This is a genomic window from Glutamicibacter sp. X7, assembly GCF_054889245.1.
Genome location: NZ_CM142678.1, coordinates 3385376 through 3400327, shown reverse-complemented (window position 1 = coordinate 3400327; position 14952 = coordinate 3385376). Strand labels below are relative to the sequence as shown.

The 14952-nt window shown below is 61.6% G+C and carries 14 protein-coding genes; 11 read left to right on the top strand and 3 right to left on the bottom strand.

The genetic code is table 11. The annotated features are described in order from the left end of the window. The 11 genes from ACYU0X_RS16120 to ACYU0X_RS16070 all read left to right on the top strand — a co-directional run bounded on the left by ACYU0X_RS16120 (position 1) and on the right by ACYU0X_RS16070 (position 12209). Positions 1-1443 (top strand): amidase, encoded by a 1443-nt coding sequence (locus ACYU0X_RS16120; RefSeq protein ID WP_418907778.1) that lies wholly within the window; start codon positions 1-3, stop codon positions 1441-1443. Positions 1444-1652: 209 nt separating this feature from the next. Then, positions 1653-2639 (top strand): ornithine cyclodeaminase family protein, encoded by a 987-nt coding sequence (locus ACYU0X_RS16115; protein WP_418907777.1) that lies wholly within the window; start codon positions 1653-1655, stop codon positions 2637-2639. A gap of 13 nt (positions 2640-2652) precedes the next feature. Then, entirely contained in the window at positions 2653-3312 is a 660-nt protein-coding gene (locus tag ACYU0X_RS16110) for a GntR family transcriptional regulator (RefSeq protein WP_418907776.1), read from the top strand. Positions 3313-3552: 240 nt separating this feature from the next. Beyond that, on the top strand, positions 3553-4542 hold the full coding sequence (locus ACYU0X_RS16105; protein ID WP_418907775.1) for an ABC transporter permease: 990 nt from the start codon (positions 3553-3555) through the stop codon (positions 4540-4542). A 52-nt stretch (positions 4543-4594) separates the two neighbouring features. Then, positions 4595-6310 carry an ABC transporter substrate-binding protein gene (locus tag ACYU0X_RS16100; protein ID WP_461901696.1) on the top strand — a complete coding sequence of 572 codons (1716 nt, stop codon included), beginning with the start codon at positions 4595-4597 and terminating at the stop codon, positions 6308-6310. 10 nt (positions 6311-6320) lie between these two features. Continuing rightward, positions 6321-7322 carry an ABC transporter permease gene (locus ACYU0X_RS16095; protein ID WP_309409901.1) on the top strand — a complete coding sequence of 334 codons (1002 nt, stop codon included), beginning with the start codon at positions 6321-6323 and terminating at the stop codon, positions 7320-7322. Positions 7323-7324: 2 nt separating this feature from the next. Further along, positions 7325-8332, top strand: a complete 1008-nt coding sequence (locus ACYU0X_RS16090) for an ABC transporter ATP-binding protein (RefSeq protein ID WP_461901695.1) — start codon at positions 7325-7327, stop codon at positions 8330-8332. Continuing rightward, positions 8329-9327: an ABC transporter ATP-binding protein gene (locus ACYU0X_RS16085; RefSeq protein WP_461901694.1), complete on the top strand. Its 999-nt coding sequence runs from the start codon at positions 8329-8331 to the stop codon at positions 9325-9327. The genes ACYU0X_RS16090 and ACYU0X_RS16085 overlap by 4 nt, the downstream gene beginning before the upstream one ends. Positions 9328-9366: 39 nt before the next feature. Next, positions 9367-10590: an amidohydrolase family protein gene (locus ACYU0X_RS16080; protein WP_418907771.1), complete on the top strand. Its 1224-nt coding sequence runs from the start codon at positions 9367-9369 to the stop codon at positions 10588-10590. Between the two features lie 264 nt (positions 10591-10854). Further along, positions 10855-11793, top strand: a complete 939-nt coding sequence (locus ACYU0X_RS16075) for a hypothetical protein (RefSeq protein WP_461901693.1) — start codon at positions 10855-10857, stop codon at positions 11791-11793. Between the two features lie 128 nt (positions 11794-11921). Then, a complete protein-coding gene (locus tag ACYU0X_RS16070; protein WP_418907769.1) occupies positions 11922-12209 on the top strand; it encodes a putative quinol monooxygenase in 288 nt (95 codons plus the stop codon). Here the strand turns inward: ACYU0X_RS16070 and ACYU0X_RS16065 are convergent. From ACYU0X_RS16065 to ACYU0X_RS16055, 3 genes are all read right to left on the bottom strand, one after another. Further along, positions 12206-13300: a sensor histidine kinase gene (locus tag ACYU0X_RS16065; protein ID WP_461901692.1), complete on the bottom strand. Its 1095-nt coding sequence runs from the start codon at positions 13298-13300 to the stop codon at positions 12206-12208. The two genes, ACYU0X_RS16070 and ACYU0X_RS16065, sit on opposite strands and share 4 nt — an antisense overlap. Then, complete coding sequence (locus ACYU0X_RS16060; protein WP_461901691.1) at positions 13290-13979, bottom strand: response regulator transcription factor; 690 nt, start codon at positions 13977-13979, stop codon at positions 13290-13292. Before ACYU0X_RS16060 ends, ACYU0X_RS16065 begins: the two co-directional genes overlap by 11 nt. Before the next feature lie 99 nt (positions 13980-14078). Further along, complete coding sequence (locus ACYU0X_RS16055; RefSeq protein ID WP_459274398.1) at positions 14079-14804, bottom strand: FadR/GntR family transcriptional regulator; 726 nt, start codon at positions 14802-14804, stop codon at positions 14079-14081. Positions 14805-14952 lie beyond the last annotated feature (148 nt).

Sequence of the window (14952 nt, the reverse complement as noted above, 5' to 3'; positions counted from 1 at the left end):
ATGAGTCATCTCACCGACGACATCAGCACCACATTGGGCGTACCGGCCACCGAATGGGCTCGCCGCATCCGCGCTGGTGAGATCAGCGCCGAAGATTGCATGGCGCTACACCTGAAAGTTCTCGACCGAGCGAATCCGGCGTTGAACGCGGTGGTGACGCTCAACCCCCTGGCCATGGAACAAGCACGGGCCGCCGACGCGGCGGCGGCCCGTGGGCGGTGGCTCGGAGCACTGCATGGTGTTCCCTTTACGGTCAAAGACACCTTGTCGGTGGCCGGAATGCGGGCCACCGCGGGCAGTACCTTGCTGAAGGATTACCATCCGCATGCCTCGGCCACTGCCGTGCAGCGCCTGCTCGATGCGGGGGCGATCGTGGTGGGCAAGGCGAACTGTTCCGAACTGGCCGTGCCAACCCATTCGAGCAATCCGGTCTTCGGGGACACCTGGAATCCCTGGAATCGCGAACTCACCTCCGGCGGTTCATCCGGCGGCGACAGTGCGGCGGTCGCCGCCGGAATGGCGGCCTTTGGTCTTGGCACCGACTTCGGCGGCTCCATCCGCTGGCCCGCGCACTGCACGGGGCTGACGAGTATGCGACCCACCGTTGGACTGATCCCGCAGACCGGAATGTTGCCCTTTGTTCCGCGTCCAGATTCTTTCCCGGCGCCAAACTCCATGTCGGTACTGCACCGGCTCTCCTCGGTGGGCTGGTTGGCGCGCTCGGTCGCGGACCACGCCACGCTATTGCAGGTGCTCGCCGGCCCGGACGGTATCGACCCGAACACGGTCCCGGTGGCACCTCGCCCGGCCCACGAGCAACCTTCCGCGATCGCCTGGTGCGACGGAGAAGGTAATTTCCCGGTGCGTGCCGACGTCGTGGAGGTGGTGCAACGTGCGGCCGAGGCCCTCGCTACTCGTGGTCTGCGGACCGTCCGGCGTCGTCCGGCAGCCCTTGAACGTGCAGCAGAAACCTTTATCCGGTTGCGCACTACCGCAGGTATGCCCGAGGTGCGTGAATTGGCGCAGGGGCGCGAGGATCAGGTGAGTGAGCCGATGCGTAGCTCCATTTTGGGTGCGTCGGATTATTCGGTAGCCGAGTATCGGCAGGCGCTTGATGCCCGCGATGAGATCTGGTCGCAGATGCTTCATTTCCTCGATGAGTTCCAGATTCTATTGCTTCCGGTAGCCAGTGTCCCGGCGGTGGATCCGCGGCAGACGGAGTTTGAGATCGAAGGGGTAAAGATTCCATGGACGGAGCTGGGCTCAAGCTGCCGTGCCATTAGCATTCTCGGTTTCCCGGTGGCCGTTGTGCCCTGCGGTTACAGCGCGGAAGGTTTGCCGGTGGGTGTGCAGGTGGTAGGCCGTCCACACGAGGACCTGCAGGTCATCGAAGTAGCTCAGTGGCTCGAGGAGGCTTTCGGGATCTTTACCGTCGGTCACTAGCCGGCCCTGACTGGCCCTGTCACGCATCGCAGTGCGTGGCGGGGCCATTTTTCTGCCAGTTCTTCTATTTTTGGTATACCCAAGAGGCGCGAAATCTCGGGGAGTAAGGGAATTGTGAGCGATTATTGCGTCAGCACCCTACCTTTTGGAATACCAAATCGGCTACAGTGTGAGCTAGGAAACACCGCACTGTTTGAAAGAAGCCACCGATGACCCTCATGCTCAATGCCTCGGCGCTGCAGGCCGTGCTCGATATGCCTTCCACGGTCCAGGCCGTTGATCGGATCTTTGCCGATTTGGCGCGAGGCACGGCGGCCCAGCCGACTCCGTCGGCTATGGGGGTTCCGAGCGCAGACTCGAGCTTTATTGTGATGCCCAGCGTGGCGGCCGAGCCTGCCCTGGCTAGCGTCAAGCTATTGGCCGACATCCCTTCCAACGCCCAGCGTGGACTGCCCTCGCAGCGTTCCCTGATCATGTTGGCCGATCACATTACCGGCGATCCGCTGGCCATCTTGGATGGCAAGGTTCCGACGCGTATTCGCACCGCAGCAGCCACCGCCGTGGCCACCAAGTATCTTTCGCGCCCCGAAAGCACCGTCCTCGGACTCATTGGCGCCGGCGCGCTAGCGGTGGCGCACGTCGAGGCCATGCTCTGTGTGCGCCGCTTTGAAAAGATCGTTGTCTGGTCGCGCACCAAGCAACGTGTCACCGAATTCGCTGCCGCCGTGGCCCACCATGGACTCGAAGTCGTGCCAGTGGCTACGGCCGAAGAGGTGGTGTCCGCCTGCGATGTGCTGTGCACGCTGACTCCCTCGGTGGAACCGATCGTGCATGGCAGTTGGTTCCAGCCCGGCCAGCACATCAACGCGGTCGGTGCCCGTCCGCGCCCTACTGAGCGCGAAATCGATGCCGAGGGCATGGCTCGCGCCCGCGTGTTCGTTGATCACTGGGGGACTGCGCGGGCCAAGTCCGGCGATTACCTACTGGCGCTCGCCGAAGGGGCCATTACCGAGCAGGCCATCGTGGGGGAGCTGGGGCAGGTGGCCGCCGGTGAAATCCTCGGGCGCCGCGATGCGCGGGAGATCACGCTGTTCAATTCCGTCGGTATCGGCGCGCTGGATCTGGCCATTGGCCGCCTAGCCTATGACCGTGCGCTGGAGCGGGGGCTCGGCCAGGCTGTGGACCTCTCGCTGTAATGAGGCAACTGTGATGGCCGCTGGCGGTTTTGAGCCCGAGTCGGTGCGGATTGCAGAGAAGATTCGCACCGAAATTATCGATGGCACGCGCCCTCCGGGTAGCAAGCTGGTCGAGCGTGACCTCGCCCTTGATCTCGGGGTCAGCCGCCTGCCGGTACGCGACGCGATCAAAACCCTAGAGACCGAGGGAATGGTGCGCTTGCGCCCTCGCTCTTGGGCGGTGGTCCGCGAGTTCACGGCGACGGATATTGCGGATCTGCACGAGGTGCGAGTGGGTTTGGAGTCGATGACTTTCAGGCTGGCTGCTCGGCGGCATACCCGCGAGGGTCTAGAGCGCTTGCGCGAGATCGTGCAGGAGGAGTTGACTGCCGCACGCACTGGGGACGGGGCGGCGGCTCGCCGCGCGGGCGCCGAGTTTCACGAATGCGTCAATCGGCTTGCCGGCAATGACCTGTTGCTGGAGCTGCACGGGGTGCTTTCGGCGCGCATGCGGTGGCTGTTGGTGCAGCATGACGACTTGCAGGCGATTGGGCGCGAGCACCAGGAGCTGCTGGAGGCGATCGCCGCCCGCGATGAAGACCGCGTCGCGCTATTGGTATCCCATCATTTGGCGACAAGTAAGCGCAGTACGGCGCGTCTGGCCGCTGACTTGAGCGCCGCGGATCTCTCCTAGCTGACACTCTTGTTGGTTGATCGAGGCCCGTTGAACCCTTGTTCGACCTAGTCGAGTGGATATTTTGTGGTCAAGTCTCGGCTTCTTTGCTGTAGTTTCAACCTTCTGTCGGCGCCACAGTATGCTGCCGCAGGAAATCGCGCCGGCGCCAATTTCTTGTTTTGGTATTCCAAATGTCTCGGTTTTGGTATACGGTTTCTGTGTTAGCTAGATCACTTACATCGTCTAAGGGGATGGGATATGACCGCCACGGCCTCAACGCCGACCACGGCCAAGCCCGTGGCTACGGGACGTTCCCTGCTGGCCACCGCATGGATGCGGATCCGACGGAGCCGGATCGCCATGGCCAGCCTGGCCGTTGTGGTGGCCATGGTGCTCTTCGCCATTTTGGCTCCGGTGCTCGTGGCCATTGAAGGGCAAGATCCAAACACCACCAACACCACGCCCGAGGTGCTGGATAACTTCTACACCCCGGGACTGCCGCTGCCGCAGTACATGTATCCGAGCGCCGAACACTGGCTCGGCGTCGAGCCGGGCCTGGGCCGTGACCTCTTCGCCCGCCTAGCCTACGGGGCACGTGTTTCGCTGGTCATTGCACTGCTGGCCACGCTGGTATCGGTGGTGCTGGGCACGATCCTCGGGGCCGCGGCCGGCTATTTCGGCGGCAAGGTCGACATGGTTATCAGCCGCATTATGGACCTCTTCTTGGCCTTCCCGCACCTGCTACTGGTGCTTTCGATCGCCCCGATCCTGCAGTCCCGGTTGGCCGGTACCGCGCTGGGTAGCGGCTCCTTTGTCCCGATCGCCTCACTGGTGATCGTGCTCGGATTCTTCGGCTGGGCCTATTTGGCCCGCGTCGTACGCGGTCAGGTGTTGACCATCCGCCAGCAGGAGTTCATCGATGCGGCCCAGTCCTACGGGACCTCGCACCGCTCCATGATCTTCAAGCAGGTGATTCCCAACGTCACCGGCGTGGTGCTGGTGTACGCCACGATGATGATCCCGACGAATATCACCGCCGAGGCGGCCCTGTCCTTCCTCGGCGTGGGCGTCAAGGACCCGACCCCCTCCTGGGGGCAGATGCTTAACGCGGCGCAGGCCGGCAACTGGTACCTCAGCGACCCATGGTTCCTGGCGGTGCCCAGCATCGCCCTGATCATCACGGTGCTCGCGTTCAATCTGCTCGGAGACGCCCTGCGTGACGCCCTCGACCCCAAGTCCTCACGGTAGCGCGCCGCGCCGCCTGAGTTATCACCTCGCACATGTCCAAGGAGGATTCTCAATGAAGATGCGAGCAACAAAAATGCTGGCCGCGGCCGCCGTGGTTGCATTCGGCCTGACCGCCTGTGGTGGCGGTGGAGCAGCCAAGGCTCCATCCGCCGGACAGGGCGACCCCTACGCCCCGGTGATCGTCGAGCAAGGCTTCTCCGAAAAGGGTGGCACCGTCAACGTGTTGATGTCCTCGGACTTCGCCACCCTGGACCCGGGCAACTCGAACTACGTGCAGACCGCCAACGTGGGTCAGCTGTACTACCGCACGCTGACCATGGCCAAGGAGACCGCCGGACAGCCGCCGGAGATCGTGCCGGATCTGGCCACCGACACCGGGCAAGTTTCCGAGGATGGATTGACCTGGACTTTCACCCTCAAAGATGGGCTGAAGTACGAAGATGGTTCGCCGATCACCGCGCAGGACATTAAGTACGGGGTCGAGCGCACCTATGCTCGCGACGTTTACACGCAGGCCCCGCAGGAGCTGAACTCCGCGTTGAGCCACGATGACTACAAGGGTCCCTACAAGGGTGGCGACTTCAAGGCCATCGAAACCCCGGATGAGAAGACACTCATCTTCCACCTCAAGCAGCCCTTCGCCGAGTTCCCGGCGTTGGTTTCCCGCTCGAATACCGCGCCGGTCCCCGAAGCCAAGGACACCAAGCAGGACTACACCAACCACCCGGTCGCCTCGGGCCCATACAAAATCAAGAGCTACGACCGTGGCCGTGAACTGGTGCTTGAACGTAACGATCAGTGGGATCCTGCCACCGATCCGAACCGCCCGGCCCTACCCGACGAATTCCGTTTCTCGCTGTCGACCTCACAGTCCACCATTTCGCAGAAGCTGATCTCGGACGCCGACCCGAACGCGATCACCTTGGACTCCAACGGCGCGCTGCAGGCCTCGGATGCGGCGAGCCTGAACGACGAGAAGATTTCGGCACGTACCGCCGGTGGTTTCCTCGGGTGCATTGACACACTGAACCTGAACACCGAATCCATTAGCGATCCCGAGATCCGCAAGGCCATCGCCCTGTCGATCGACCGTAGCGCCATCCAGGTGCAGTACGGCGGAGCCCGCTTCGGCCAGCTGGTCAACAGCCAGCTCACCGAGAACATGGTGGGCCTGACCGAGCAGGTCTCGGATCTGGACCCGACCGGTAAGCCGAAGCTCGACGAAGCCAAGGCCCTGCTGAAGGGCAAGGACGTGCCCAAGGAACTGGTTTACGGCTACGCCAACTCCACCGAACGCTATAAGAACATCGGCACCGTGCTGCAGCAGAACCTCAAGGAACTGGGTATCACCTTGGAGCTACGCCCGATTCCTGCGGCCAACTACTACACCACCCTGGCCGGTGACGGGATGCCGGATATTGCTCGCGCCGGTTGGTGCGGCGGCGCCGACTCCTCCTCGGCTCGCATGACTGTTGACCCGAACCTCGGCCCATCGCTGGATGGCAAAACCTACGGGTTCAGCAACATTCCGCGCTTCTACGACGAGGAACTCTCCAAGCGCATGTACGAACTGCGCGGTGCCACCGGCACGGCCGAAGAGCTCGGCGCCCAGTGGTCCGACGTCTACAACGAGGTCATGGCCACCTACCCGCTGATCCCGACCATTCACAGCTACACCAACTCGGTGGTCGGATCCAATATCCGCAACGCCCAGGTCGGCTACTTCTTCGGTGCGATTGACCTGAACACCGTGGGCGTCGAACAGTAGGGCCACCATCATGATCGGTTTCCTCTTCCGCAGGCTCGGCGCGATGCTCATCTTGTTGCTCGTCGTCAGCTTCATTACCTTCACCCTTTTCCAGTTCGGTCCGGCGGACCCGGCCGCAGCATCTTGCGGTCAGGAATGCACCCCGGAGCGCGTTGAACAGGCGCGGATCGCACTGGGTCTGGATAAGCCCTTCTTTGTGCAGTACCTAGCGTTCCTCTCCGGTCTCGTTGGCCCCCGCATGCTCGGGGCGCCGGGAGCCGAGCAGGTGTGCGCATGGCCCTGCCTCGGCAAGAGCTTCCAGACCAACGAGAATGTCACGGACATGATCGCCAACGCACTGCCCTACACGGTGTCGCTCACCGTCGGTGCGGTAGTGCTGTGGACCGTGGTGGGCGTGGGGATGGGGCTATTCGCGGCCCTGCGGAAGGGGAAACTGGCCGACCGGCTGATCGTTGGGGCCGCGTCCTTCGGGGTGTCTCTGCCGATCCCGGTCACCGGCCTGGTGCTCCTGCTGGTGTTCGTCGGCACCCTAGGGTGGCTGCCATTTACCACCAACGCGATCAGATCGCCCTTCGGTGAGGCCGGATTCTTCGGCTGGACCACCAATTACTTGCTGGCCTGGATCGCTTTGGCGGTGCTCTTCTCCGCCCAGTACGTGCGTATTACCCGCAACAATATGATCGAGACCTTCTCCGAGGACTTCATGCGCACCGCGCGAGCCAAGGGATTGAGCCGCGGCACCATCGTGTTCAAACACGGCGTGCGCGCGGGCATCACACCGATCGTGACCATGCTCGGACTGGACCTCGGAGCGATGCTCGGGGGAGCGGTGCTCACCGAGCAGATCTTCTCGGTTCCGGGCCTGGGCTTCACCGCGGTGCGCGCGGCTACCAGCGGGGATCTGCCGGTGACCATGGCGATCACAATGCTCGCGGCCTTCTTCATCATTCTTTTCAACGTGATCGTGGACGTCTCCTACGCCTTCATCGATCCTCGAGTGCGGGTGAACTAACCATGGAACCAATGCTTAGCGTGAAGAACCTGTCGGTACAGTTCCCCACCGATGACGGCATGGTCGCCGCACTGAACGGCATGGATCTACAGCTGCACCGCGGCGAAACCGTGGGCTTGGTGGGTGAATCCGGTTCGGGTAAATCGGTGACCAGCCAGGCGATCATGGGGCTGTTCAAGGAGACCAAGGCCAAGATTTCCGGTGAGATCACCTTCGAGGGTACCGACCTGTTGGCCCTGAGCGAGGACCGCATGCGCGGCTTCCGTGGCAAGAAGATCGGTATGATCTTCCAGGACCCGCTCTCGGCCATGCATCCTTTCTATACCGTGGGGTCACAGATCGCCGAGGCCTACCGGGTGCACAACAAGGTCTCCCGCAAGGCCGCGAAACAGGTGGCCATCGACATGCTTGCCCGCGTGGGGATCCCCGACCCGAAGAAACGGGTCGATAACTACCCACACGAATTCTCCGGTGGCATGCGACAACGTGCGATGATCGCGATGGCTCTGGTCTGTGAACCGGAATTGCTGATCGCCGACGAACCGACCACCGCGCTGGACGTCACCGTCCAGGCCCAGATTCTGGACCTGATTTCGGAACTACAGGCCGAAACGAATTCCGCGGTCATTTTCGTGACCCACGATCTGGGCGTGGTGGCCCAACTGTGCCAGCGCGTCGTGGTGATGTATGGCGGACAATGCGTCGAACAGGCCAGCGTGCGCGAAATCTTCACCGCCCCCTCACACCCCTACACCCGCGGACTGATGGCCTCGATGCCGCACCTGTCCGGAGAAGATGACCGGCTCACCCCGATCCCGGGTTCGCCGCCGGCACTGCTGGATCTACCCTCCGGATGTATCTTCGCCGATCGCTGTGAATTCGCGGCACTCGTGCCGGATAGCCGGTGCCAGAATGAACGACCGCAACTGCTGCTCGCCGGGGAGCATGCGGCGCGATGCCACGGACACGAAATGGGCCTACTTCCCAAGATAATCAAGGTGGGGGCATGAACACACCACTACTCGAAGTAAGCGAGCTACGTAAGCACTTCCCGATCAAGGGCGCCTTCGGGCGCACCGTGGGAGCGGTCAAGGCCGTGGATTCGGTGAGCTTCACCCTGCAGCGCGGCACCACCTTAGGATTGGTCGGTGAGTCTGGTTGCGGCAAATCCACCACCGGTAAGGTGCTGATGCGGCTGCTGGACCCGACCAGCGGCAGCATCAAACTCGACGGTGAGGAGATCTCCACCTTCAAAGGCAAGGAACTGAACGCCTTTCGTCGTCGGGTTCAGATGGTCTTTCAAAACCCCGCTTCCTCGCTCAACCCGCGTGCCTCCATTGGCGCGGCGATTGCCGCCCCGCTCATTGAGCAAGGCATCAAGCCACCCGGCGGGGTGAAAGCTAAGGTGCGCGACCTGATGGACCGGGTCGGGCTGCGTCCGGAGCATGCTAACCGGTTTCCGCACGAGTTCTCCGGAGGGCAGCGTCAGCGTATCGGCATCGCCCGCGCCCTGGCGTTGGACCCGGACGTGGTGATCTGCGACGAACCGGTGTCCGCCCTCGACGTTTCGGTGCAAGCCCAGGTGGTCAACCTGCTCAAGGACATTCAGCGCGACACCGGAATTTCCTACATCTTCATCGCCCACGACCTGGCCGTGGTCAAGCACATGGCCGATGAGGTCGCGGTGATGTATCTGGGCAAGATCATGGAGCAGGGGAGCAACGAGCAAATCTTTGCTGACCCGCAGCACCCCTACACTCGCGCGTTGCTCTCCGCCGTGCCCAGCGTGGATTTGGATGCGGCGTTGACCGAACGCATCAGGCTCGGTGGGGACCTGCCTAGTCCCAGCAATCCACCCTCTGGCTGTGTCTTCCGTACCCGTTGCCCGGCCTATGCCTTGTTGCCCGAAACCGACCGCGCACGATGCGCCGACCAGGTGCCGACCGGTGAGGTCGCCTGCCATTTCCCTAGCGCTCCGCTGGCAGCGGTCGCCGCCCACCGCTAACCTCGAAAACACCACCACAGCGTAGGAAGGAACTACACAGTGCTCATCAGCAATGCCCGCCCCTGGGCCGGTGAACCCAGCGACATCCTGATCACCGACGGGAAGATCGCCTCAATCACGGCCCACGACCCGAACCGGTCCCTCGAGGACGCCGACGTCGACGGGCGCGGACGAATTCTGATCCCCTCATTCTCCGATGTTCACGTACACCTCGATTCCACTCGCATCGGATTGCCCTTCCGGGAGCACACCGGTCGCCCCGGCGTCTGGGGGATGATGAGTAACGATCGTGAGAACTGGCGAGATGCGGAGATCGGACTCACCGAGCGTGTGGCCGGAACCCTCGAGCGGATGATCGCGCGCGGCACCACCCGGGTACGCTCCTTTGCTCAGGTGGATGTGGACACCAAGCTGGAGAAGTACGAGGCGGTTATCGCGGCGAAGGAGAAGTTCGCGAACGAGGCCGAGGTGCAGGTGATGGTTTTCCCGCAGGCCGGAATCCTGCTTGAGCCGGGCACCGAAAAGTACCTCGAGGATGCGCTGAAGGCAGGCGCGGACGTGATGGGTGGCATTGACCCCTGCGAACTGGATCGTGACCCGGTCCGCCATCTCGATGTGGTGTTCGGTTTGGCCGAAAAGTACCAGGTGGAGGTCGATATTCATCTGCACGAGCACGGTACTCAGGGCGTCTTCTCCGCCGAACTCATCGCCGAACGCACCCGTGCATTAGGCATGCAGGGAAAGGTCAACCTCTCCCATGCCTACGAGCTGGGAAGCGTCAACGAGGCCACCACCCGCCGACTGATCGACACCTTCGCCGAGCTGGACATCTCGCTGACCTCGGTGGCGCCGAGCACCTCGAATCACTTGCCACTGGTGCAGCTGACCGAGGCCGGGGTCCGTTTCGGGCTTGGCGAAGATGGGCAGCGTGACTACTGGAGCCCCTATGGCAACTGCGATCTCTTGGACCGCACCTGGCAGCTGGCTTTCGTCAACGGGTTCCGCAAGGACGAACTGATCGAGCACGCCCTTGCTGTGGCCACTATCGGCGGCGCCTCGATCATGAGCCACGAGGTCCCGCGTCTAGCCTCGGTCGCGGATCGTCCTGGCGTGGCCGTGGGGGACCGTGCTGATTTGGTACTGGTGGACGGTGAAACTATCGCCTCAACCGTGATGGACCGCGGCACCGACCGCACCGTCATTCACGACGGTCGAGTTGTCGCCGATGGGTTGAAGGTCCTCTCGGTGCAGGAAAGCTACTAGCGGTAGCCCCTACGAACTTATGGCCGGTGGCGTGCGGTGCGAGCGTACGCCACCGGCCGTCTATTTACCGCCTGTACAGGTTGTGTTAGTGCAGCTCGGAGAATGTGCTCGCAGGGAAGTGACTGACTCAAGGAACGGAGCCTTCAGAAGGGTTGCAGGACGCGATCTCTTGCGATGTCACACATGAGATTTTCCCGTTTGTCGTCGGATATTCTGGGCTGATTGGATAGCAACAAAACTTAGACTAAAGGGAGCGGTCACCACATGGCCGGCAGATTCGCCACTATAAAGGCAATGGAATATGACCATTATCCGACGTGGAAACGTCACCTTCCGTGGGTGCTTCGTTTGTTACTTGCCGCTATGCTCTGGATTAGCGGGTTCGCTCTCATAGCCTACGTAGGTACCGAGCTGGACAGCGAGAAACAACCCGGGACTGTCCTTGGCCTTGGCCTACTGTGGTTGGCCATGCTCGGCGCAAGCATCTTTTTTCTTCTGACATCTATTGGAAAAATGCGATTGGCGTGGCGCGCTTTCCGCCGGGCGCGTGGGCGTTTTACCCGTGCCGAGAAATTGATTGTTGCCGAGCGGGAGGAACTGCTCAGCGCTCAATACGCTGCCGCTGAACTCGCCGGACACTTACTAGAGGACTCCTGGCAACCAATGGGTATAGATTGGTCAGTTGTCCTGCATCCTGAGGAACAAGCTATATGTTCTGCACCGGGGCACTACGCGCGTTTCTACGGAACCGATGCGACGTATATGCATAGTTCAGCTTTCTTTATGGGGAGAGCCTCATTTGTCGCTGTGGGTATGGCAATTACCGCTATGGGCAATGCCGCACGACGTCGGCAGGCTCAAGCTTTCGCCCAGGCCCAATGGCGAGAGCAACAGATAGTCCATGTCATAGTCACGACCCAGCGAATCCTATGTCGACGCAATGACGGTGTGTGGTTGAGCTTCTATTTCAACGGGGTAACCAATATTGACGCTGACGGAAACAGCGGCACGTTGATCCTCCAATTTCAACAAGGCGAGCCGCTAATGCTTGGCGGGCGTGGTGGGCTGCTGGCCGCTGCCGTAGCGGTCCGAGTACTGCACGGGAAATCGGGTCTTAGGTCTTACCCGGGTTTGCATAACTTGCGCACATTGCAGGAGCGTCAATTGTCGGAACTGACGCAGATTCCTCGGGAGCACCACTAGACCAATTAGAGGAGCATGTGCGCTTTGGCTGAAGCCAGCTCGTCAGCCGAAGGATGTCAAAGCCGTGCGGTGCGCGCGTATGCCACCGGCCGTTGCTATGATGCCCGTACACTCTCCGGGAGGCTCCCATGGCACAGATCAAACTCATCGGGACATTGCACTGCTCCGATGCGCACGAGGCGGATATCGTGCGCCGGAATCTTCCACTGCATCAGCGGCTGACCCATGACGAACCGGGCTGCCTGAAATTCGAGGTCGTTCCCACGGCTAGCGAACTGGTGTGGGAAGTCAACGAGCTCTTTAGCGATCGTGCGGCCTTCGACGCGCATCAGGCGCGCACCGCAGCCAGTACTTGGGGTCAGGCCACCGCGGGAATTCGACGCGATTACGAGATCGTGGAGCTCCCCGGCAATTAAGCCGTCCGCGCGCCCCTAGGTAGCGTGACCATGGCGCGGAGTCCACCGGTGTCACGCGCGGTCAGTTCGAGCTTACCGGCGTGCGCCCGCGTGATACTTTGTGCGATCGCTAGGCCCAGACCGACCCCGGCCCGCTCGGTGTCGTGCCGACGTGCCGCCCCGCGTTGGAACGGTTCGAGCAGAGTCCGCAATGTTCCTGCGGGAACCGGCGCGCCGGTGTTTTCCACGCAGAGGGATACCGAGTCTCCGTTGATGCTGGTGCGTATCCAAATGTGTTGGTCGGGGCCGCCGTTGTGGACGATCGCATTGTGCAACAAGGTACTGACCAGCTGGAGCAACAGAGCAAAATTGCCGTAGGTCGGCGCCGGTTGCGAGTCGAAGTCGAGGGTGATGTTGCGTTCCTCGATCAGCGGCAACATTGTCTCGGTGGCCTCTTCGGCCAGGAGCGAGAGGTCAAGTTCTTCGCGTTCGAAGGCCCGGGCGTCGGCACGGGCCAACAGGAGCAGGGATTCGGTGAGGTCGATGGCCCGAGTGTTGAGCACACCGAGTTTCTCAAGCAATTCCCGGCTGGGTGGTTCCGATTGTTGTTGGGCCACGGAAAGCAAGGTTTGGGTGATCGCCAATGGGGTGCGCAGTTCGTGGGACGCATTGGCCGCGAAGCGTCGCTGTTCATCGACATGGGCTTGTAGTTGATCGAGCATTCCGTCGAAGGCATCGGCCAGTTTGCTCAGTTCATTGCTTCGCCCCGGCAAGTTGATACGGCGCGAGAGATCGCCCTTGGCCACCGCATCGGTCACCGCCGTGATCCGTTTCAGCGGCGCGAGCATGGTGCGCGCGATCAGCCACCCGCCGATCAGAGCTAGCAGCAGCAGGAAGATCAACGCCCGGGCGGCATGCGGGCTAAAAGCCCGCCACAGGTCCGAACGGTTCGGAATGTGTCCACTGATCAGGCCCAGGTTTCCGTCGGGTACGTAACGCAGCAGGAAAAGCCAGATTACAACGAGTAAAAGGGCGCCACCGAAGGCGAGAAAGAGGAAGTAGCCGAGCGTGAATTTCAGCGAGATGCTCAGCCCGTGGGATCTACGCATCATCGCTAGTCTCCTCATCTGGCCGATCTACGATCCGATAGCCTGCCCCGGGAACTGTGCCAATGACCCAGGGTTCACCCAGTCGTTTACGGAGTGCCGAGACGGTTATGCGTACCGCATTCGTAAAGGGGTCCGCGTTTTCGTCCCAGGCTCGTTCGAGCAGCTCTTCGGCGCTGACCACACCACCTTCGGCGGCGAGTAGCACCTCAAGTACCGCGAATTGTTTCCGCGTCAGGGCGACGTAGCGCCCGTCGCGGTAAACCTCGCGGCGGAAAGGATCTAATTTCACGCCGGCCAATTCACGTACCGGAGGTCGATGATGGGCACGACGTCGATTTAACGCGCGTAGCCGCATCACCAGTTCCTGTAAGTCGAAGGGCTTGGTCAGGTAGTCATCGGCCCCAAGCTCGAACCCACTGGCCTTTTCATCGATGCGGTCTGCCGCGGTGAGCATCAGAATCGGCAGCCCTGTGCCGGATGCCACGATCTGCCGGGCAACATCGTCGCCTGTGGGGCCGGGGATGTCACGGTCGAGGATTGCGATGTCGTAGGAGTTCACCGCTAGGAGCTCGAGGGCGCTGTGGCCATCACCGGCGATGTCGGAGGCGATGGCTTCCAACCGCAGTCCGTCACGGATTCCTTCGGCCATTAGGGGTTCGTCCTCGACGATCAGTACGCGCATGCTCCCATCCTACGAGCGCGCACATATCGTGAATGTATTGAAAACTAGCCTGCGCGGGGGACCGTGGTGTGCTTGGACATCGTTTGACGGTAGTTTTCCTTAGTCGAGGAAACCACGTAGCAGCGCAGCGGTTCCTTCCAGATGCTCGTGCATAAGTGCTCTGGCTTCATCGGGCTGACCGGCCATGATGGCTGCGACGATGCGCGAATGTTGTTCCCGGGAATGCTCGATATTCGGCTCTAAGAACGGGATGCGATCCAGTAGCTCGCTCGTGGCGTCGCGAGCCTCGGCCACGGCCTTGGCGAGCAGTGCCGAACCCGAGAGGTCGGCAATCATAATGTGCAGACGCGCGTCCAGTGGCCGGTAGGTCTCTTTCTCGGCGGAGTCCAAGGAGGCGAGTGCCGCCATGAGCCGTTGACGTTGTTCGGCGCTCAGAGGAGCTGCCGCCGCGAGGCCCGCCGCGGCAGGCTCCACTACGGAGCGGTAGACCAGCACGTCTTCAACGCGCGGACGATCGGTTTGGCGTAACGGCTCGGCTCCGGTTTTGGGGCTTGCACTCACGACAGCACCGCCGTACCGGCCTCGTTGGATGCTCAAGAAACCGGCTGATTGCAACTCGGCCAAGGCATCGCGCAATGTGGCGCGAGAAACTCCCAGCGATTCGGCGAGGTCCCGTTCCGCGGGCAGTTTTTCCCCGGGCGGGAAGACGCCCAAGCGCATCGAGCGCAGTAGCTGCCCCACGGTCTCCTCAAAGACGTTGCCCTTACGGACTTGTCCCAGAAACTGCAGGCCTCTATTGGGCTCAACCGGCTCGTTCTCCGTCATAGTCTCTAGCTTGCCACAGGTTAAACCGATATGTAATGGTCAGCTCTCAGACTTTTGAGCAAGAGTTTTCTCCAGAACTATTGACACTAGCTAGTGATGCAAGACACAGTTGTTCCGGAACAAAGGACTGATTTCAGTCCAATAGATT

Excerpts from the sequence above, each read along its gene's own strand:
- ACYU0X_RS16120 (WP_418907778.1), top strand. The coding sequence starts at position 1 with ATGAGTCATCTCACCGACGACATCAGCACCACATTGGGCGTACCGGCC.
- ACYU0X_RS16115 (WP_418907777.1), top strand. The coding sequence starts at position 1,653 with ATGACCCTCATGCTCAATGCCTCGGCGCTGCAGGCCGTGCTCGATATG.
- ACYU0X_RS16110 (WP_418907776.1), top strand. The coding sequence starts at position 2,653 with ATGGCCGCTGGCGGTTTTGAGCCCGAGTCGGTGCGGATTGCAGAGAAG.
- ACYU0X_RS16105 (WP_418907775.1), top strand. The coding sequence starts at position 3,553 with ATGACCGCCACGGCCTCAACGCCGACCACGGCCAAGCCCGTGGCTACG.
- ACYU0X_RS16100 (WP_461901696.1), top strand. The coding sequence starts at position 4,595 with ATGAAGATGCGAGCAACAAAAATGCTGGCCGCGGCCGCCGTGGTTGCA.
- ACYU0X_RS16095 (WP_309409901.1), top strand. The coding sequence starts at position 6,321 with ATGATCGGTTTCCTCTTCCGCAGGCTCGGCGCGATGCTCATCTTGTTG.
- ACYU0X_RS16090 (WP_461901695.1), top strand. The coding sequence starts at position 7,325 with ATGGAACCAATGCTTAGCGTGAAGAACCTGTCGGTACAGTTCCCCACC.
- ACYU0X_RS16085 (WP_461901694.1), top strand. The coding sequence starts at position 8,329 with ATGAACACACCACTACTCGAAGTAAGCGAGCTACGTAAGCACTTCCCG.
- ACYU0X_RS16075 (WP_461901693.1), top strand. The coding sequence starts at position 10,855 with ATGGCCGGCAGATTCGCCACTATAAAGGCAATGGAATATGACCATTAT.
- ACYU0X_RS16070 (WP_418907769.1), top strand. The coding sequence starts at position 11,922 with ATGGCACAGATCAAACTCATCGGGACATTGCACTGCTCCGATGCGCAC.
- ACYU0X_RS16065 (WP_461901692.1), bottom strand. The coding sequence starts at position 13,300 with ATGATGCGTAGATCCCACGGGCTGAGCATCTCGCTGAAATTCACGCTC.
- ACYU0X_RS16060 (WP_461901691.1), bottom strand. The coding sequence starts at position 13,979 with ATGCGCGTACTGATCGTCGAGGACGAACCCCTAATGGCCGAAGGAATC.
- ACYU0X_RS16055 (WP_459274398.1), bottom strand. The coding sequence starts at position 14,804 with ATGACGGAGAACGAGCCGGTTGAGCCCAATAGAGGCCTGCAGTTTCTG.